Source organism: Amycolatopsis sp. cmx-4-83 (genome assembly GCF_046548815.1).
Taxonomy (GTDB): domain Bacteria; phylum Actinomycetota; class Actinomycetes; order Mycobacteriales; family Pseudonocardiaceae; genus Amycolatopsis; species Amycolatopsis pretoriensis_A.
Window position 1 is genome coordinate 70,284 of sequence record NZ_JAEBEF010000018.1, and the last position, 18,883, is coordinate 89,166.

Sequence of the window (18,883 nt, forward strand, 5' to 3'; positions counted from 1 at the left end):
TCGGCGGCCGTTTTCGTCGGAGGTCGCCGCTAGCTTCGGGGCATGGCGATCCACATGGGCATGATCACGATCGACTGCGCGGACCCGCGCGGTCTGGCGCAGTTCTGGACGGCGGCGCTCGAGACGACGGTCGCGCAGGACTACGCGGGCGAGTTCCTCATCCTCGCGCCCGCCGAGGGCGGTCTCCCGCTGGCGCTGCAGCGGGTCCCGGAGCCGAGGGCGGGCAAGAACCGAATGCACGTCGACTTCGGCGGCGACGATCGCGAAGTCGAGGTGAAACGCCTGGTGGGGCTGGGTGCGAAGGAGCTCGCGGTGCACCAGGTACCGGGCCTGACCTGGACGGTGCTGGCCGATCCCGAGGGCAACGAGTTCTGCGTTTCGGGAGGTGAGCACTGAGCGCGCGGCGGCGCCCGGCGAGCGGGTAGAAAGGCGGCATGAGCGCTCGCGTACTGCTGCCCTGGACCGACATCGAGGTGCCGGAAGGGGTCGAGGCCGCGTACTACGACGGCGGCGAGGCGGTGCCGGACGGCCTCGCCGACGTCGAGTTCTACGTGCTGCCCTACGACCGCGGGCCCGAGCCGCCGAAGCTGATCAAGGACCTGCCCGCGCTGCGGGTGGTGCAGTCGCTGTCGGCCGGGGTCGAGGCGCTGGTGCCGCTGCTGCCCCCGGGCGTCCGGCTGGCGAACGGGCGCGGGCTGCACGACCTGAGCGTCGCCGAGCACGCCCTCGCGCTGATCCACGCCGCCCAGCGGGACCTGCCCCGCTGGTTCGCGCAGCAGGCGCGGGGCGAATGGGTGCGCGAGCACACGCGGTCGCTGGCCGACAGCCGTGTCCTCCTGATCGGCCACGGCTCGATCGGGCAGGCGATCGAGCGCCAGCTCGTGGCGGCGGAGGCGGTGGTGACGAGGGTGGCGAGCCACCCGCGTCCGGACGAAGACGTCCACGGCGTCGCCGAGCTCCCGGAGCTGCTGCCGCACGCCGACATCGTGGTGCTGATCCTGCCGGACACGCCGGCGACCCGCGGCCTCGTCGGCCGCGCGGAGCTGGCGGCGCTCCCGGACGACGCCCTGGTGGTGAACGTCGGCCGCGGCACGGCGATCGACACCGACGCGCTGGTGGCGGAGACCCGCACCGGCCGGCTGCGCGCGGGCCTCGACGTGACCGACCCGGAACCCCTGCCCGCCGACCATCCACTGTGGACTGTTGCGGGCGTGGTGATCACCCCGCACATCGCGGGCGGCTCGGCGTCCTTCTACCCGCGCGCGAAGACACTGGCGGCCGAACAGCTGCGGCGGTACGTGCAGGGTGAGGAACTCCTCAACCTCGTGGAGCACTGAGGCTCCGGCTCACGCCAGCACGTACACGTACCACTCTTCGGCGACGCGGTACCCGCACCGCTCGTAGACACCGAGCGCCCGGTGGGCGTTGTCGACGTCGACGTTGAGCGCCGACCGGTCGAACCCCGCCGCCTTCGCGGCCTGGAGCGTGTGACCCAGCAGGCCGGAGGCGACCCCGCGCCCGCGCAGCGCTTCGCGCGTTCCGACCCAGCTGGCGTTGAGCTCGCGGATGCCCGTCGCGGCGGCGTCGGACGCGTAGAAGTGGCTCAGCACGAACGCGAGCACCTTCTCCCCGTCGAGGACGAGGAACGACAGGTCCGGCCGGAAGTCCTTCGAGCCGGTGACCAGGTGCCGCCACGCCTCCGGCTCGTAGAGCGTGCTGCCCCAGTGGTCGGCGAACGTGTCGTTGCGCGCGTCCAGGACGGCGCGGTCGTGCTCGAACCCGAACGGCACCGCCTCGAAACCGTCCGGCAACGGCGGCTGCGGCGGCAGGTCCGCCAGCCCGACGCGCATGGTCACCATCGTCCGGCGATGCCGGTAGCCCGCTCCGGCGAGCACCCCGGCGACCCAGCGCTCGTTCTCGTGCAGACCGTGGTGCAGTTCCAGCGGCGCGCCCGGGAAGGCGCGCTCGTGGACCTCGCGGCTCGTCCGCGAGAACCACTCGGCCAGGTGCGCGCCGAGGACGTCGTCGCGGTGGTCCGGGTGCACGATCGACTGGAGCCGGATCATGTGCACGGGGTCGGCGGCGTCACGGCGGCGGATCAGGCCGTACCCGACGAGCCGGTCGCCCGCGAAGGCGCCGGTCGTGGCGCGGGCCAGGTCGATGCTGGGACCTTCCAGCTCCTCGCGGAGGTCTTCCTCGCTGAAGTGCTCACCCGTCCGGTCGATTTCCTCGGCCGCCGCGTACAGGCGGGTCAGCGCCGGAACGTCGGCGAGCGTCAACGGGCGCCAGGTCAGGTCCATGCCGGGAGGCTAGGCCGGACGGCGGCGCCCGCGCACCCCGATTTACGCTCGGACCGTGCTGGTCCTCCTCCCCCCTTCAGAGACCAAAGCCGACGGCGGCCGCGGCGGCCCCCTCGACCTCGGCGCGCTGTCGTTCCCCGAGCTGAACCCGGCGCGCGCGAAGCTCGCGGACGCGCTGGTCGAGCTCGCCGCCGACGTCCCGGCCAGCCTCGCGACCCTGGGCCTCACCGAGCGCCAGGCCGGGGAGGTCGCGCGCAACGCCGAGCTCTGGACGTCCCCGACGATGCCGGCCCTGCGCCGCTACACCGGCGTCCTCTACGACGCACTCGACGTGAAGAGTTTCACGAAAGCGGGCCTGGAGAAGGCCCACCGCCGCCTGGCGGTGACGTCCTCGCTGTTCGGCGTGGTCTCGGCGACCGATCCGATCCCGGCGTACCGCCTGTCGGGCGGCAACTCCCTGCCTTCCCTCGGCACCGTGCGCGGCCACTGGAAGCCGGTCCTCGAGCCGGTGCTGCAAGCGGTCGAAGGCCTGGTCGTGGACTTGCGTTCCGGGACGTACTCGGCCTTCGCCAAGCTCCGCCCGGACGCGGTGACGGTCCGCGTGGTCACCGAGAAAGCCCGCGGCGAACGCGTGACGGTCAGCCACTTCAACAAGGCGTACAAAGGCCGTCTGGCGCACGTACTGGCCGCCACCCGCGCCGAACCGTCCACTGTGGACCAGCTGGCGAAGGTCATCACGAAGGCGGGCCTGGTCGTCGAGCGCACGGGCGAGCACGCGCTCGAACTGGTCACCGAAGGCTGACGGCCCGCTCGAACAGTGCGCCGGAACCGCCGGCCCCGTCGGCGATCCGCACCAGCCGGAAGCCCGACCGCCGGTAGTAGGCGTGCAGGCGGGCATTGCTCTTCCACGCGTCGAGCCGCAGCCACCGCTTGCCGCGCCGCGCGGCCTCCTCCGCGGCTTCGTCGAGCAACCACGCCCCGACCCCGTGCCCGGCAGCAGCGCGGTCGACCGCGAGATGGCTGACGTACAGCGCGGCGGCGGGCTCGTCCGCCGGACGCCAGAAGGACGCCGCTTCTTCGCCGAGAGTCATCGTCGCGACCGGCACCGGCACCGGCGCCGGCCCCGCGGTTTCCGCCACCCGCAGCGCACCGGTCGCGAGGCCCGGCCGCAGCTCGTCGGCACGCCACGGCGCTCCCGCCCATTGGTCCAATCCCTGCGAGCCGAGCCACGAGACGGCGCCGTCGAGAATCATGAGCAGCGCGGCGAGGTCCGCCTCCTTCGCTGGGCGGAGGCGGTGGCCGTTCAGAAGCGATCCGGGCTGAACGGCGTCAGGTCGAAGCCCGGGTCCTCCCCCACCGCCAGCGCCGCGACGAGCTTGCCCGCGAACGGCGCGTTCGTCAGCCCGCCCGCGCCGAACCCCGTCGAAACGGCCAGCCCGGGGCGGAGCAAGCCGAGGATCGGCAGGCCGTCCGGCGTGCCCGGGCGGAAGCCGACCCGGGTCTCCGAAAGCGTCGCGTCCGCGAGGCCGGGCGCGACCGCCAGCGCGTTGTCCAGCACCTCACGCTGCCCGGCGGCCGTGACGCGGTAGTCGAAGCCGGCCTCCGCCTCGCGAGTCGCGCCCGCGACGACCCGGCCGCCGCCGAACGCGAGCAGGTAGTGGCTGGTGCGCGGCAGCACCACCGGCCACGCCGCCGTGTCCGTGCCCGGCAGGTCGAAGTGGCTGATCTGGCCGCGGTGCGGCGTCACCGGCAGATCGATGCCCAGCGGCGCCAGCAGACCGCGGCTCCACGCGCCGGCCGCGACCACGACGCTGTCCGCCGCCAGCGGTCCCGCCTCACCCGCGACCGTGCCGTCGGCCCGGAACGCGACCTCCACTTCGACGAATTTCGCGCCGTGGCGTTCGGCGTCGCGCAGCAGCGCGCGGCGCAGTTCGTGCCCGTCGACGCGGCCCGCACCGCTCAGGTGCACCGCGGCCAGCCCGGGCGCCAGCGCCGGGAAGAGTTCGCGGGCCTGCGCCGGGTCGAGCCGGCGGACCTCGCCGACTTCCGGCGCGTCCGCCACCCGCTTCGCCAGCCGTTCCTGTGCCTCGTCGAGTTCGGCCTCGTCGGCCGACACGATCATCCCGCCGACGACCTCGAACGACGAACCCTCGAGCTCCGCGGCGAATTCGCGGTAGTACCGGCCGGCGGCCGAGGCGAGCGGGTACACCGCGTCTTCCCACCGCGACGTCCACGGGCTGACGATCCCGGCACCGGCTTCGGTCGCCGTCCCCGGCCGCGCCGCGTCCGCCACGACCACTTCCACACCGCGGCGCGCCAGGTGCCAAGCCGTCGCCGCGCCGCCGATTCCGCTTCCGATCACGAGCACTCGCATGGTTTCCACCCTGCCCGAACATGCCGCGCCCGAGCCAGCGGGATTGTCCCGCACGGCCGCCCGGTCGGTCGTATGCTGCGCGCCATGCCCAGCCGTGCCGAGCGGTATGTCGCCCATCTCGACACCCTGACCGGGACCAGCGAACCCCGCCTGCAGCCGATCGCGTCGACCCACGACGGGCTCGACGACGTCATCGCGTTCGTCTACGCCGACGAACCGGAACCGCGCTACCTCACCGGCGCGACCTACGGGCTTTCGCTGGCCGAGCACCCGGACTGGCACGGCATGAGACCGGAGCTGTGGATCAGCGTCCGGTCCGACGACCCGACGTGGGCCCTGGCCATCGGCTACCTCGCCGAGCAGCTGCGCGGCACCTGCCCGTTCGTCTACGGCGACACCATCGACTTCGGCCAGCCGATCGCCGAGGAGTCCGCCATGACGGCGTTCGCCGTCTCCGCACCCGCGGGCCTCGACGCGCACCAGTACACGCTGATCGACGTCGGCGGCGCCCCGATCAGCATCGCCGGCTGCTACCCGGTGCACGACGCCGAACGCAAGTTCATCCGCGAGCACGGCATCGACGCGTTCTGGCAGCTGGACTGGGACCTCTACGACGTCCGCCGCCCCCCGGTGATCTAGGACGGAGCCGCAAGGACGCTCAGGTGCGGTACGCGGCCGTCGCGAGGTGGGCGAACGAGTGGACCAGCGGGTTGGTGGTGCCCTGCTGCCACGCCATGACCACCCGGCTGGGCGCCATCGCGGGCAGCGGCACCACGACCAGGTCGCCGGCCGGCTGGTGCCCAAGCGGGGTCAGGCCGACAGTGCCGTTCCAAAGGACCGCCTGCAGGCATTCCTGGACCGCGCGCACCACCGGGCCCGCCCGGGGTTCGCCGCCGTGCCAGTACGACTGCCACCGCGGGTCGGTGCCGTCCGGGAAGCGGAACCAGCGGCGGCCGGCCAGGTCGGCCAGGTCCAAGCGGTCGCGCGTGGCCAAGGGGTCGTCGGCGCGCAGGACCGCGCCGACCGGGTCCGTCCGCAGCTCGTGCACCGCGAGGCCGGTCTCGTCGAAGGGCGCGCGGGTCAGCGCCACGTCGACCAGGCCCGCGCGCAGGCCGCAGGTCGGGTCGGTCAGGTCGGTGTCGCGCACGCGGACCTCGACGTCCGGGTGCCGCTGCCGGTAGGCGTCGGCGAGCCGGACCGCGTGCGGGTCGGTGCTGTCGCCCAGGAGGCCGACGGTGAGCACCGCTTCGCCCGCCGCCGCGGCCACGCGCACGCGGGCGCGGTCGGCCTGGTCGAGCAGGGACCGTGCTTCCGCGAGCAGCGCCGCACCGGCCGGGGTGAGCGTGACCCCTGTGGCCGAGCGCAGCAGCAACACGGCACCGACGTCGCGCTCCAGCTGCTTGATCGCCCGGCTCAGCGGCGGCTGGCTCATGTGCAGCCGCGCGGCGGCCCGGCCGAAGTGGAGTTCTTCGGCGACGGCCACGAAGTACCGCAGCGTGCGCAGCTCCATGACCGGCGACGATAGTCATCCGGTATCGGCACCACCGAACCGGTCTTGGACGCCCGTGCACCGGCGGCGGTGGAATCGGGGTATGACCGAACTGACCGATCCCGCCGTGCACGTCGACGGCGCCGACGAGATCGCCCCGGACCTGCTGGTGATCCCCAACCGCCGGGTCGACCTGGTGCCCAACATCGGCGTCGTGGGCGGCTCGGAAGCCGTCCTCGTCGTCGACACGGGCATCGGCACCGCCAACGCGGAGCAGGTGCTCGCCTTCGCCACGGAGGTGGCGAAGGGCCGTCGCCTGTACCTGACCACGACCCACTTCCACCCCGAGCACGCCTTCGGCGCCCAGGTGTTCGCCGGCGAGGCGACCTACCTGGTCAACCGCGCCCAAGCCGACGACCTGACCACCAAGGGCCCGGGCTACCTGGAGATGTTCCGGGGCCTGGGCGAGGTGGTCGCCCGCCGCCTCGACGGTGTCCGGGTGCCGGTGCCCGACCTCGTCTTCGACGACGGGTACGACCTCGACCTCGGCGGCCGGACCGTCCGGCTGCGCCCCACCGGCCGCGGCCACACCAAGGGCGACCAGGTCGTCGAGGTGCCGGACGCCGGCGTCCTGTTCACCGGCGACCTGGCCGAAACCGGGCAGTTCGCGATCTTCCCGTGGTTCCCGCCGCACGACGCCGACGTCTCGGGCGTGGGCTGGCTCGCCGTCCTGGACCGGCTGGCCGCCGCCGGGCACCGCGTGGTGGTTCCCGGGCACGGAGAGGTCGGCGGCGGTGCCGTACTCACCGACGTCCGTGACTACCTGCGGGAACTGCGGGACGAGACCTGGCTTCGGCGGGACTCGGCGATGGGCGTGGACGAGGTCGTCGCCGAGGTCCGCTCGCTGCTCGTCGAACGGCACCCGGAATGGGCGGGCCGGGAGTGGATCGAGCCGGGCGTCGCGTGTCTGTGCACCGAACACGACGCCTGACCCGGATCACCGGACGCCGAGAACCGCCATCGCCGCGTTGTGGCCGGGGATGCCGCTCACACCACCTCCTCTCACGGCTCCCGCGCCGCACAGCAGAACGCGTTCGTGCGGTGTTTCCACGCCCCAGCGGCCGGCCTGGGCCGGATCCTCCGCGAACGGCCAGGAAAGGTCCCGGTGGAAGATGTGCCCCGCCGGCAGGCCCAGCTCGGCTTCCAGGTCCAGCGGGGTTTTGGCTTCCACACAGGGTTTCCCGTCCGGCGCGGACAGCAGGCAGTCCTCGATCGGCTCGGCCAGCACGCTGTCCAGAGAAGCGAGCGTCGCGCGCAACGCCGCTTCCCGCGCCTCTTCGTTGCGCCCCTCGAAGAGCCGCGCCGGCATGTGCAGGCCGAACAAGGTGAGGGTGTGCGCGCCGGCCGCGCGTTCGGCCGGGCCGAGGATGGACGGATCCGTCAACGAGTGGCAATAGATTTCGCACGGCGGCAGCGTGGGGATCCTTCCCGCTGCCGCCTCGCGGTACGCCGCCTCCAGTTGCGTGAAGGTTTCGTTGACGTGGAAGGTGCCACCGAACGCCTCGGCCGGGTCGACGTCCGGGTCACGCAGCCTCGGCAGCCGCGAGAGCACCATGTTCACCTTCAGCTGCGCGCCTTCCGGCAGGCTCGGCGGCTCCTCGCCCAGCAGCCTCGCCAGCGTGGACGGCGCGACGTTGGCCAGGATGTGCCCTCCGACGGCGACGTGCTCGGCGTCGTCACGCCGGTACCGCACCTCGCCGCCGGGGTCCACCGAGAGCACCTCCGCACCGGTCACCAGGCGCGCACCCGCGGCGGCCGCGGCCGCCGCGAGCGAACCGGTGACCGCGCCCATGCCGCCGACCGGGACGTCCCAGTCGCCGGTGCCGTTGCCGATCACGTGGTAGAGCAGGCACCGGTTCTGCCGCAGGTCCTCGTCGCCCGCCGGGGCGAACGTGCCGATCAGCGCGTCGGTGAGCACCACGCCGCGCACCGTGTCGTGGCCGAACCACGACGTGAGCGTTTCGCCGATCGGCCGTTCGAACAGCGAGGACCACGCATCGGCGTCGCCGATGCGTTCGCGGAAGTCCACTTCGGACAACAGTGGTTCGGTGAGCGTGCCGAACGCGCGCCCGGCGACGCGCCCGGTCAGCTCGTAGAACCGTTGCCAGGCCGCGAAGTCCGAGGTGGACCCGGTGAGCGCCCGGAACGACGCAGCCGTCCGGCCGTCGTCGCCCGTGTCGACAAGGAGACCGGAGCCGCCCGACGGGGTGTACGACGACATCCGGCGCCGTCGCAGCTCCACGTCGAGGCCGAGGTCGGCCACGATCTTCTTCGGCAGCAGGCTGACGAGGTACGAGTAGCGCGACAGCCGGACGTCCACGCCCTCGAACGCGCGGAACGAGACGGCGGCGCCACCGGTCTCCCCCCGCCGTTCGAGCACGAGCACCGACCGGCCCGCCCGCGCCAGGTACGCGGCCGCGACCAGGCCGTTGTGCCCACCGCCGACGATCACCACGTCGTACGCGTCCATCTGCCCTCCCTTGTTCTGCCTGCCGGTTCATCGTGGCCACGGCCGCGGGCGGAATTCAAGGAAACGTCACGAACGGACCGTTCGCGCTATTCGGTTGCGCGGCCGGGGAACGGTCCGGCAAGCTGAACGCATCCGGCAGGGAGCCGGTGTGCAAGAGCGGGGAGGTGCCTGTCGTGATGGATGTCCGGGCCCTTTCGCGCCCTTGCCCACCCGCCCCCTGGAGCTGACCACGCGCCCGGTGGGGCATCCCTGATCGAGGAGAACCCCACCAGTGCGCCAGCACGACTTCGAAGACTTCGACCACTTCGACGACCAACCTTCCCGCCGTCGCGGAGCGCGTTCGCGCCGCGGGCGGTTCGACGACCCGGAGCCCACGCGCAGCGGGCGGCTCACCGCAGGCGAGCGCGTCCGGCTCGCCAAGCTCCGTGACGACGCCTACACCGAAAACCAGCTGCCCGACGGCGCCGATCGCTGGTCGACCTGGGACGACGCCGAACACGGCCCGCGACCCCGGCCGGACTGGGTGGTCACCGAGCTCGCCGCGGTCGACACCGACCTCGGCGTCCTGAAGACCGGCAAGGAGGCCGACGTCCACCTGCTGCGGCGCGGGTTGCCCGGCACACCCGGGACGCTGCTCGCCGCGAAGCGCTACCGAAGCGACGAGCACAAGCTGTTCCACCGCGACGCGGGCTACCTCGAAGGACGGCGGATGCGCCGCTCCCGCGAGATGCGCGCGATCGAGCACCGCACGGCGTTCGGCCGCAACCTCATCGCCGAACAGTGGGCCGTCGCGGAGTTCGCCGCGCTGAGTCGCTTGTGGACGCTCGGGGCACCGGTGCCCTACCCGGTGCAGCGCAACGGGACCGAACTCCTCCTCGAATTCCTCGGGGAAGAGGACGGAACCGCGGCGCCGCGGCTCGCCCAGGCGCGCCCGGGGCCCGGGGAGCTGAAGGACCTCTGGTTCCAGGCCACCGCGGCGCTCGAACTGCTCGCCGCCGAGGGGCTCGCGCACGGCGACCTCTCGGCGTACAACGTGCTCGTGCACCGGGGCCGGTTGATGGTGATCGACCTGCCGCAGATCGTCGACGTCGTGGCCAACCCCGGCGGCGCCGAGTTCCTGGCCAGGGACGTGCGCAACCTGGCGGGCTGGTTCCACGGCCGCGGGCTCGGCGAGCACGTGACGAACACCGACGAGCTGCTGGCGGAGCTCCTGTCCGCCGCCGGGCTCGGGTGAACGCGGGGCGGCGTCGCGGCTGTGGCGCGGAACACGTCTGCGACGCCGCCCACAACCAGTGACCTCCATGCGAAGTCCCAGCTCCGACTCGGGTACAGTATGTACAGACCGCAACCGGCGGCGTGGATGAGTTGGTGTCCGTCGCCTCCAGAGCCACCGAATGGCTCGCGGTGATCCGTAAATCCCATGCGGCGCGCAGTGTCGGCAAGCGAAGACACGGTGTGCCGGGTCCGTCCCTGTGAACGCCCACCGCACACCATCTTGCCCTGCCTGCGCGCGGGCAGCCCGGGCCTCCCTTGTGACGAACCGCGTCCGAGAGGCATTTGTGACAGTCACGTTCAATTCCGGCCACACCTCGACGTCCGCGCGCGCGGACCGTCCCGACCACAAGCCGCGCACCCGCCCGGCCGGTGGGGACATGCTGCGCGACGACGCGGTCGAGACCGTGGCCACCAAGACCTTCGCCCAGCTGGGCCTGCCGGAGCCGCTGCTCCGCGCGCTCGCTGACGCGGGCATCAACAGCCCGTTCCCGATCCAGTCCGCGACCATCCCGGACGCGCTGGCCGGCCGCGACGTGCTGGGCCGCGCCCAGACCGGCTCCGGCAAGACCCTCGCCTTCGGCCTGGCCATGCTGGCCCGGCTCGACGGCGGCAAGGCCCGCCCGAAGCGCCCCCGCGCCCTGATCCTCGTCCCGACCCGCGAGCTGGCCATGCAGGTCGCCGACTCGCTGACCCCGCTGGCCCGGGCGCTCGGCCTGTGGTGCCGCACCGCCGTCGGCGGCATGGCTTTCGCCCGGCAGGCGGACGCGCTCTCCCGTGGCGTCGACCTGCTGATCGCCACCCCGGGGCGGCTGTCGGACCACGTCCGGCAGGGCACCGCGAACCTGGGCGACTGCAACTTCATCGCCCTCGACGAGGCCGACCAGATGGCGGACATGGGCTTCATGCCGCAGGTCCGCGAGATCATGGACCTCACCCCGGCGGGCGGGCAGCGGCTGCTGTTCTCCGCGACGCTCGACGGTGACGTCAACCGCCTGGTCAAGCAGTACCTGACCGACCCGGTCACCCACTCGGTCGCACCGTCGACCGCGAGCGTGACGACCATGGACCACCACGTGCTCCAGGTCTCGCACCAGGACAAGCAGGACGTCATCACGCAGATCGGCGCCCGCGAGGGCCGCACGATCATGTTCGTCCGCACCAAGCACCACGTCGACCGCCTCGCCGAGCGCCTGCGTGAGCAGGGCGTGAACGCGGCGGCGCTGCACGGCGGGAAGACGCAGGGGCAGCGCAACCGAGTCCTCGCCGACTTCAAGGAAGGCCACACCCCGGTGCTGGTCGCCACGGACGTCGCCGCGCGCGGCATCCACGTCGACGACATCTCGCTGGTGCTGCACGTCGACCCGGCGGCCGACCACAAGGACTACCTCCACCGCGCGGGCCGCACGGCGCGCGCCGGGGCGTCCGGTGTCGTCGTCACGGTGGTCACCAACGACCAGCGCCGGATGGTCAAGCGGATGACCGACCGGGCCGGCGTGCGCGCCGAGTCCACGATGGTCCGTCCGGGTGACGACGCGCTGTCCCGCATCACCGGTGCCCGCGAGCCCAGCGGCGAGCCGGTCATCGAGCGGCGGCGCGAGAGCCCGCGTCGTGGCGGCGGTGGCTTCCGCGGCGACCGCGGCTTCGGCGGTTCGGGTCGCGGCGGCTACCGCGGCGACCGCGACCGCGGCGGCGACCGGGGCAGCTACGGCGGCGACCGTGGTGACCGCGGTGGCGACCGTGGCGGGTACCAGGGTGCGCGTGAGGGTTCCGGCCACCGCGAAGGCCGCCCCGGCGGCTTCGGCGGCCGTGCCCGTCAGCCGCGGACGGGCAACGGCGGTGGCTACGGCCGCCCGAGCCGTGGCCCGCGTCGCGGCTACGACAGCTGATCCACTCCAGGAAGCCCCGGACCTCGGTCCGGGGCTTCCGGCGTTTCCAGGGCCCGCCACACGAGCACGCGGATCGCGGATGGGAGACTGCGGGACGTGACTACGCCGCCGACGCCCCCGCCCGATGAGGTTTTCGACTGGCTCGACGTCGAGGCGGAGAAGCGGGCGAACGCGGGGCTCGTGCGGCAGCTGCGGCCGCGTCCCGCGCGGGTCGACGAGCTGGACCTGGCCGGCAATGACTACCTCGGGCTGGCCCGCGACAAGCGCGTCGCCGGGGCTGCCGCGGCCGCCGCCCTCCGCTGGGGTGCCGGGGCGACCGGGTCCCGGCTGGTCACCGGGTCGACCGAGCTGCACACCGAGCTCGAGCTGGAACTCGCCCGGTTCTGCGGCGTGCAGTCGGCGCTCGTGTTCTCCTCCGGCTTCGCCGCGAACCTCGGGGCGGTGACGGCGCTGTCGGGCGCCGAGTCCGCGATCGTCACCGACAAGTACATCCACGCGTCGCTGATCGAGGGCTGCCGGCTGTCGCGCGCCGACGTCGCCGCGGTCGCGCACTCGACGCCGTCGGCGATCAAGCACGCGCTCTCGACCCGGCGCAAGCCGCGCGCGCTGGTGGTGACCGACTCGGTGTTCTCGGTGGACGGCGACCTCGCGCCGCTCGGCGAGCTGGCCGGCATCTGCCGCGAGCACGGTGCGGCGCTGCTGGTCGACGACGCGCACGGCTTCGGTGTCCTCGGCGAAGGCGGCCGCGGCGCGGTCCACGCGGCGGGGCTCGCGGGTGCGCCCGATGTCGTCACGACGTTGACGCTGTCGAAGTCGCTGGGTGCACAGGGCGGGGCGGTGCTGGGGCCGCGGCGCGTGATCAAGCACCTCGTGGACACGGCTCGCAGTTTCATCTTCGACACCGCGCTGGCGCCGGCGAGTGCGGCTGCCGCGCTGGCCGCGTTGCACGCGCTGAAGGAAGAGCCCGGCATGGCGGAGAAGGTCGTCGAGAACGCCGGCAACCTCGCGATGTCGTTGAAGGCGGCCGGGTTGAAGGCGAGCCTGCCGGACGCCGCCGTCATCTCGGTCCAGGCTCCTTCGGCCGAGACGGCGGTCGCGTGGGCGGCGGCCTGCGCGGAGCACGGCATCCGCGTCGGGTGCTTCCGGCCGCCGTCGGTGCCGGACGGCATCTCGCGGCTACGGCTGACCGCGCGGGCCGACCTCACGGAGGCCGACGTGGACCGCGCAGTGAAGGTGATCACCGCGACCGCCCCGCCGGGCGCGATCGCCTGACGCCGCGAGGGTGCTCGAGCAGCGGGTGAACTTCAGGTCCGCAGTCGGACCGGGCCGCCGTAGTCAGCGTGGCAACGAGTCAGCGCGCTAAGCGGCGCATGCGGATGTGGGGGATGCCGTCCTCGTCGGTGTACTCCGCGCCTTCCGCGATGAAGCCGTAGCGGGCGTAGAAACCCTGGACGTACGTCTGGGCGTCGAGGACGTACTCGCCCGGGATCTTCAGTGCCTCGTCCATCAGCCGGGCGGCCAGGCCCTGGCCGCGGGCGTTCGCCGCCGTCGCCACCCGGCCGATGCGGCGGACGTTGTCGGGGTCTTGCAGCACCCGGAGGTAGGACGCGACGCCGGACGGGGTCTCGAACCACAGGTGGCGGGTGTCGAGCGCGAGATCACGGCCGTCGAGTTCGGGGTACGCGGCTTTCTGCTCCACCACGAAGACGTCCACGCGCAGGCGGAGGATGTCGTGGAGCTGGGCGGCCGTCAGTCCGGGACCGGTCGCGTCGTGCAGGGTCGGCATACCCCTGCTTACCACGCTCTACGGGAAGAGCGTGCGCGGCTTCGCCTGGGCTTCGATGTCGTCGGTGTACGCCGAGACGCGGGTGTAGACGCCCGGTTTGCCCGCCTTGCCGCAGCCGTCGCCGAAGGAGACGATGCCGATCAGGGTGTCGCCCACGACCAGGGGGCCGCCGGAGTCGCCTTGGCAGGCGTCCTTGCCGCCGTCGGGGTAGCCCGCGCAGACCATCGTCCTCTGGTTGTAGACGTTGTAGTCGGAGCTGCAGTCGGTGTCGGAGACCAGCGGGACGTCGACGCTGCGCAGGTAGTCCGACCGGGCGCCGCCGTCGGCGACGCGGCCCCAGCCGAGGACCGTCGCCTTCGTGCCTGCCGCGTACAGGCTCGCGTCGCCCTTGCCCGGCAGCTGCGCGGGCCGGTAGTCGAGCTGGCCGCGGACGGACAGCACCGCGACGTCGTCGCCCTGGGTCGGGTCGCTGTAGCCCTTGCTGATCCAGACCTTCGAGACGCTGAGGACCTGACCGTCCTCCGTGCGCTTGTCCTCGCGGCCCGCCACCACGCGGACGTCTTGCTTCGCGACCGCCTTCGCGCAGTGGGCCGCCGTCGCGACCGCCGTGGAGCTGACGATCACCGCGCCGCAGAACTGGTTTCCGCCGCTGTCGGTCAGGTACACCGCGTACGGGTGTTCGCCGAGCGACGCCTTTTCGCCGCCGACGATGCGCGCCTGGTTGCCGGATCCGGGATCCGCCGACGCCGTGCCGACCACGACCGGGACGGCCACCGCGGCCACGGCGAGGAGCGCGCCGCTCGCGAGCAGCAGGGATCGACGGGACTTCACGGACATGGGACGTTCCCCTCATCAGACACGGCAAAGAACAAGCGCTCGGCACCCGGGCGACTCCGGTGCGTGAACGCCGTGCGCTGAATACCCTAATCCGAGTGGGCCCAAAGCGGTGTCACTGGAACGGGTGGACTCCGCGCTTTCCGGCCGCCTCTGTCAAGCTGGCCGGATGCGGCGGACGGCAGCGGTGTTCGGGGCGGTACTGGCCCTGACGCTGACCTCGTGCGCCTCCGAAGTGCCGTCGACGCCGCAACCCGTGCCCTCGACGCCGAGCACCAGGACAACCCCGGCGCCGACAACCCGAGCGCCGGTGACGGCGCCGAGCGCGCCCGCCGTCACCTGGCAGGTGGGTGCCCGGCCACTCCCCCGGCGCCCGGACGGGTTCGGCGAGGTCGAACCGACGCCACCCGAACTGGTGAACCGGGCACTTCCGACAAAAGACCTCCTCCCGCCGCCCGCCGGCGACCAGTACGCCTCGACGGTCAGCGCGGTGCCGGCCGACGTCCTCGCGCGCAGCACCTGGCAGGCCGGGTGCCCGGTCGAAGCGACCGACCTGCGCTACCTGACGATGTCGTTCTGGGGTTTCGACGGCCGCGCGCACACCGGCGAAATGCTGGTCAACGCGAAGGGCGCCGCCGGGATCACCCAGGTCTTCGGAAAGCTCTTCGCGGCGCGCTTCCCCCTCGAAGAGATGCGCGTGACCAGCCCGGAAGAACTGACGCTGCCGCCGACCGGCGACGGCAACTCGACCAGCGCGTTCGTCTGCCGCCCGGCCCGCGGGCAGACGTCGTGGTCGGCGCACGCGTACGGCCTCGCCGTCGACGTCAACCCGTTCTGCAACCCCTACACCCAGGGTGATCTCGTGCTGCCCGAGCTGGCCTCGGCCTACGTCGACCGCTCGAACCGGCGGCCCGGCATGGTCCTGGCCGGCGACGCGACCGTGCGGGCGTTCGCCGCGATCGGCTGGAGCTGGGGCGGCGCGTGGACCAGCCCCAAGGACCGGATGCACTTCACCGGCAACGGCCACTGACCACGTAATACGACGTTAAGCACATCGGGGAACACCCGCTCCCCGCAGCCGGTTGGCTAGGGTGAATCGACCGGAGCCGACCCCGCGGAGGATGCAGTGCCCCACTACGACCTGGTGATCGTCGGGACGGGATCGGGGAATTCGATCCTCGGCCCGGATTTCGCCGGCAAGCAGACGGCGATCGTCGAGAAGGGCACGTTCGGGGGCACCTGCCTCAACGTCGGCTGCATCCCGACGAAGATGTTCGTGTACGCCGCCGACGTCGCGTACACGCCTTCGCACAGCGCGAAGTACGGCGTCGACGAAGAGCTGAAGGGCGTGCGCTGGCGGGACGTCCGCGACCGGATCTTCGGCCGGATCGACCCGATCGCCGCGGGCGGCGCGGAGTACCGCCGCAGCCACGAGGACAACGCGAACGTCGACGTCTACGACGGCACCGCCCGCTTCACCGGGCACAAGGAGCTGCGCGTCAGCTTCGCCGACGGGCGCCCCGACGAGGTGCTGACCGCCGACAAGTTCGTGCTCGCCGCGGGCGGGCGCCCGGTGATCCCGGAGATCCCCGGCCTCGACACCGTCGAGTACCACACCTCCGACACCGTGATGCGGCTCGACGAACTGCCCGAGCGCATCGTCGTCCTCGGCGGCGGGTACATCGCGGCCGAGTTCGCGCACGTCTTCGCGTCGTTCGGCGTCCACGTCACGCTGGTCAACCGGTCCGGGCGGTTGCTGCGCTCCGAGGACGACGACGTCAGTGCGCGGTTCACCGAGCTGGCTTCGGAACGCTTCGACGTCCGCCTCGACCGCAAGACCGTGCGGGCGCGCAAGACCGGCCACGGCGTCGCGCTGGACCTCGAAGGACCGCAGGGCGCCGAAACCGTCGAGGCCGACGTGCTGCTGGTCGCGACCGGCCGCCGGCCGAACTCGGACCTGCTCGACGTCGCCGCCACCGGCGTGACCACAATGGACAGTGGGCACGTCGTGGTCGACGACTACCAGGAGACCGTGGTCGAGGGCATCTACGCGCTCGGCGACCTTTCTTCGCCGCACGAGCTGAAGCACGTCGCCAACCACGAAGCCCGTGTGGTGCAGCACAACCTGGCGCACCCGGACGAGCGGATCACCGCCGACCACCGGTTCGTGCCGCACGCGGTGTTCACCCACCCGCAGGTCGCGTCCGTCGGGCTCACCGAGCGGAAGGCGCGCGAAAAGGGCGTCTCCTACGTGACTTCGAAGCAGGACTACGCCGGGATCGCCTACGGCTGGGCGATGGAAGACACCACGGGCTTCGCGAAGCTGCTGGCCGACCCGGCGACCGGCCGGTTGCTCGGCGCGCACATCATCGGGCCGCAGGCGTCGTCGGTGATCCAGCCGCTGATCCAGGCGATGAGCTTCGGGCTCGACGCGCGGAGCATGGCGCGCGGGCAGTACTGGATCCACCCGGCGATGCCGGAGCTGATCGAGAACGCCCTGCTCAACCTGCCGCTGGACTGAGTCACCGCGGGCCGGGCGGGGTTCAGCGCCCGGCCCGCGGGAGTCCTACAGCGTGAGGGACCAGGTGTCGAGGGTGCCGGTGTCGCCGGGCCCGTAGTCGGTGACGCGCAGCTGCCACTTGCCCGACGCCGGCGTGGCGGCCGCGGGAACGGTGAACGTCCGCAAGCCGGTCCAGGCCGTGCACGTGCCGCCGCCGCTGTACTTGAGCGCGTACGCCTTGCCCTTCGGGTCCAGCAGCGTGACGCCGAGGTCTTCGGCGCACGTGTGGCGGATGGTCACCGCGACCGACAGCGGGGTCGCCGCCTGGCCGGTCAGGGTGGACGTGATCGGGCTGAGCACCTGCTGGTAGTCGCGGATCGCGTAGTCGGTGTCGTTGGTCAACGTCCGGCCGCTGCCACCCGCCTGGGTCCTCGCCGCAACCGGGGCGCTGGCCGGCGACACGTTGCCGGCGGCATCGCGGGCCTTGACCGTGAACGTGTACGCGGTGTCCGGCGAGAGCCCGGTGACGGTCGCCGAAGTCCCGGTGACGCTCGTGGCGAGCGCGGAGCCGTTGTAGACGTCGTACGCGGTGACGTCGCCGGTGGACGCGTCCCAGGCCAGCGAGACGCTGGTGGCCGTCGTGCCGGTGACCCGCGGGGCGGCGGGTGCGCCCGGCGGCGTGGTACCACCGCTGGTCACCAGCCTGAGCTGCCACTTGGTCAACGCCTCGGCCACCGGCTGGAACAGGGACAGGTCTCCGTCGGAGGGGTTGTCCACGCACTGCGACGGGCCGCCGTCGTGCAGGCCGGTGGCCTTGTCGCCGAGCAGCCAGCCGCCGCCGGAGTCGCCGCCGAGGGAGCACGCCGTCGTCCAGGTGAGGTCGTCGATGACCAGGCCGCCGCCGTAGTCGGCGGACTTGTGCGTGTACTTCACCTCGCCGCACTGCCAGTGCGAAGTGTTGCCGGAGTGGCAGACGCGGTCGCCGACCATCGCCTCGGCCGCGCCGGTCAGCGTGATCGCGGGCTGGCCCCAGGTGTTGACCGACGCCGACAGGTTCCACCCGGCCTCGGTCACCGCGACGACGCCCATGTCGCCTTCACGCGCGTTGACGCTGTGGGTGCCGCCGACGTTCGACGTGCCGATCCGGTTCTGCTGCCCCGACGCGCCGTACGCGGCTTGGTCGCGGTCGTTCGTGCAGTGGCCCGCGGTCAGGAAGTGCTTGGCACCGCCCGGATCCGTCACCGGGAAGCCGACCGAGCAGTTGCTCTCGCTGCCCGGCCACCACGGGTTCCCGGTCTGGATCGTCCCGGACTGCTGCCGCGGCGACGAGCCCGTTTCGGTGATCCGGACCCCGATTTCCCGTACGCGCGAAAGGAAACTCTCGGTCGCCGCGGTCTTCTTCGTCCGGTCGACGTCCACGCCGACCTCGTTGCCGCGGACGTCGACGCCCCAGCCGTAGACGCCCGGCACGCCTGTGCCGACCAGCGCGCGGACGGCCGCGCCGGTGCGGTCCAGGTCGGCCTGGCTCCGCGCGACTACGCGAGCCTCCGCCCCCGCGGCACGTACCTGCGAGGCGGCTTCGGCCGTCGTGACGGCGACGGTCAGCTTCCCGGCGGCGGCGTCGAACCACTGCCCGGCCGACCGCGCGCGCACCGAAGCGGGCAGGGCGGCGGCCAGCCGGTGGGCGTCGTCCTGGGCGGTGAGCTGGGCCCGGGCCTCGTCCGCGGTGAGCCCGAACGCCGCGGCGACGCCCGTCACCTCGGCGTCCGGGTGCCCCGGAGCCGCTTCGGCGGGCGAGACACCCAGCCCGAGCGCGGCCAGCGCGGCCACGCCGGCGACGGAAACGAATCTGCGCATCGATTTTCTCCTCGGATCGGCGAGTGGGGTGCGCAGACGGTAAGCCGCCGGA

General features: G+C 72.6%; 18 protein-coding genes. 10 read left to right on the forward strand and 8 right to left on the reverse strand.

Going from position 1 to position 18,883, the window contains the following annotated elements; genetic code table 11:
* Positions 1 to 42: 42 nt before the first annotated feature.
* Positions 43 to 396: a VOC family protein gene (locus tag ACLJQM_RS42115; protein WP_410635917.1), complete on the forward strand. Its 354-nt coding sequence runs from the start codon at positions 43 to 45 to the stop codon at positions 394 to 396.
* Positions 397 to 434: 38 nt separating this feature from the next.
* Positions 435 to 1,337: a 2-hydroxyacid dehydrogenase gene (locus ACLJQM_RS42120; protein ID WP_410635919.1), complete on the forward strand. Its 903-nt coding sequence runs from the start codon at positions 435 to 437 to the stop codon at positions 1,335 to 1,337.
* Between the two features lie 9 nt (positions 1,338 to 1,346).
* Here ACLJQM_RS42120 and ACLJQM_RS42125 read toward each other — a convergent pair whose 3' ends face one another.
* The gene (locus ACLJQM_RS42125; protein WP_410635920.1) at positions 1,347 to 2,300 is read right to left on the reverse strand and encodes a GNAT family N-acetyltransferase; all 954 of its coding nucleotides are present in this window, start codon (positions 2,298 to 2,300) and stop codon (positions 1,347 to 1,349) included.
* 55 nt (positions 2,301 to 2,355) lie between these two features.
* On the opposite strand from ACLJQM_RS42125, the gene yaaA reads away from it, so the two are divergent.
* On the forward strand, positions 2,356 to 3,102 hold the full coding sequence (gene yaaA / locus ACLJQM_RS42130) for a peroxide stress protein YaaA (protein ID WP_410635922.1): 747 nt from the start codon (positions 2,356 to 2,358) through the stop codon (positions 3,100 to 3,102).
* Here the strand turns inward: yaaA and ACLJQM_RS42135 are convergent.
* Positions 3,089 to 3,553, reverse strand: a complete 465-nt coding sequence (locus ACLJQM_RS42135) for a GNAT family N-acetyltransferase (protein WP_410635924.1) — start codon at positions 3,551 to 3,553, stop codon at positions 3,089 to 3,091. The genes yaaA and ACLJQM_RS42135 overlap by 14 nt on opposite strands.
* A 50-nt stretch (positions 3,554 to 3,603) precedes the next feature.
* On the reverse strand, positions 3,604 to 4,674 hold the full coding sequence (locus tag ACLJQM_RS42140; RefSeq protein WP_410635925.1) for an NAD(P)/FAD-dependent oxidoreductase: 1,071 nt from the start codon (positions 4,672 to 4,674) through the stop codon (positions 3,604 to 3,606).
* Positions 4,675 to 4,758: 84 nt separating this feature from the next.
* Here ACLJQM_RS42140 and ACLJQM_RS42145 point away from each other — a divergent pair, with 84 nt between their 5' ends.
* On the forward strand, positions 4,759 to 5,313 hold the full coding sequence (locus ACLJQM_RS42145; protein WP_247012767.1) for a suppressor of fused domain protein: 555 nt from the start codon (positions 4,759 to 4,761) through the stop codon (positions 5,311 to 5,313).
* A gap of 19 nt (positions 5,314 to 5,332) precedes the next feature.
* Here the strand turns inward: ACLJQM_RS42145 and ACLJQM_RS42150 are convergent, their stop codons facing one another.
* Positions 5,333 to 6,184, reverse strand: a complete 852-nt coding sequence (locus ACLJQM_RS42150; RefSeq protein WP_410635927.1) for a LysR family transcriptional regulator — start codon at positions 6,182 to 6,184, stop codon at positions 5,333 to 5,335.
* An 82-nt stretch (positions 6,185 to 6,266) separates the two neighbouring features.
* Here ACLJQM_RS42150 and ACLJQM_RS42155 point away from each other — a divergent pair, with 82 nt between their 5' ends.
* Positions 6,267 to 7,154: an MBL fold metallo-hydrolase gene (locus ACLJQM_RS42155; protein ID WP_410635929.1), complete on the forward strand. Its 888-nt coding sequence runs from the start codon at positions 6,267 to 6,269 to the stop codon at positions 7,152 to 7,154.
* Positions 7,155 to 7,160: 6 nt separating this feature from the next.
* Here the strand turns inward: ACLJQM_RS42155 and ACLJQM_RS42160 are convergent, their stop codons facing one another.
* On the reverse strand, positions 7,161 to 8,693 hold the full coding sequence (locus ACLJQM_RS42160; protein WP_410635931.1) for a phytoene desaturase family protein: 1,533 nt from the start codon (positions 8,691 to 8,693) through the stop codon (positions 7,161 to 7,163).
* Positions 8,694 to 8,964: 271 nt separating this feature from the next.
* On the opposite strand from ACLJQM_RS42160, the gene ACLJQM_RS42165 reads away from it, so the two are divergent.
* The 3 genes from ACLJQM_RS42165 to ACLJQM_RS42175 all read left to right on the forward strand — a co-directional run bounded on the left by ACLJQM_RS42165 (position 8,965) and on the right by ACLJQM_RS42175 (position 13,126).
* On the forward strand, positions 8,965 to 9,927 hold the full coding sequence (locus tag ACLJQM_RS42165; RefSeq protein ID WP_410635932.1) for an RIO1 family regulatory kinase/ATPase: 963 nt from the start codon (positions 8,965 to 8,967) through the stop codon (positions 9,925 to 9,927).
* Between the two features lie 325 nt (positions 9,928 to 10,252).
* Entirely contained in the window at positions 10,253 to 11,854 is a 1,602-nt protein-coding gene (locus ACLJQM_RS42170; RefSeq protein WP_247012777.1) for a DEAD/DEAH box helicase, read from the forward strand.
* A 96-nt stretch (positions 11,855 to 11,950) separates the two neighbouring features.
* Positions 11,951 to 13,126, forward strand: coding sequence for an 8-amino-7-oxononanoate synthase (locus tag ACLJQM_RS42175; RefSeq protein ID WP_360780851.1), 1,176 nt, complete (start codon positions 11,951 to 11,953; stop codon positions 13,124 to 13,126).
* Positions 13,127 to 13,205: 79 nt separating this feature from the next.
* On the opposite strand, the gene ACLJQM_RS42180 is transcribed toward ACLJQM_RS42175, so the two are convergent.
* On the reverse strand, positions 13,206 to 13,640 hold the full coding sequence (locus ACLJQM_RS42180) for a GNAT family N-acetyltransferase (protein WP_360780848.1): 435 nt from the start codon (positions 13,638 to 13,640) through the stop codon (positions 13,206 to 13,208).
* A gap of 18 nt (positions 13,641 to 13,658) precedes the next feature.
* Complete coding sequence (locus tag ACLJQM_RS42185; RefSeq protein ID WP_410635934.1) at positions 13,659 to 14,477, reverse strand: S1 family serine peptidase; 819 nt, start codon at positions 14,475 to 14,477, stop codon at positions 13,659 to 13,661.
* A 166-nt stretch (positions 14,478 to 14,643) separates the two neighbouring features.
* On the opposite strand from ACLJQM_RS42185, the gene ACLJQM_RS42190 reads away from it, so the two are divergent.
* Positions 14,644 to 15,504: a M15 family metallopeptidase gene (locus ACLJQM_RS42190; RefSeq protein ID WP_410635936.1), complete on the forward strand. Its 861-nt coding sequence runs from the start codon at positions 14,644 to 14,646 to the stop codon at positions 15,502 to 15,504.
* 96 nt (positions 15,505 to 15,600) lie between these two features.
* Positions 15,601 to 16,995, forward strand: coding sequence for a mycothione reductase (locus ACLJQM_RS42195; RefSeq protein ID WP_360780839.1), 1,395 nt, complete (start codon positions 15,601 to 15,603; stop codon positions 16,993 to 16,995).
* A 45-nt stretch (positions 16,996 to 17,040) separates the two neighbouring features.
* On the opposite strand, the gene ACLJQM_RS42200 is transcribed toward ACLJQM_RS42195, so the two are convergent.
* Complete coding sequence (locus tag ACLJQM_RS42200; protein WP_410635937.1) at positions 17,041 to 18,831, reverse strand: proprotein convertase P-domain-containing protein; 1,791 nt, start codon at positions 18,829 to 18,831, stop codon at positions 17,041 to 17,043.
* Between the last annotated feature and the right edge of the window lie 52 nt (positions 18,832 to 18,883).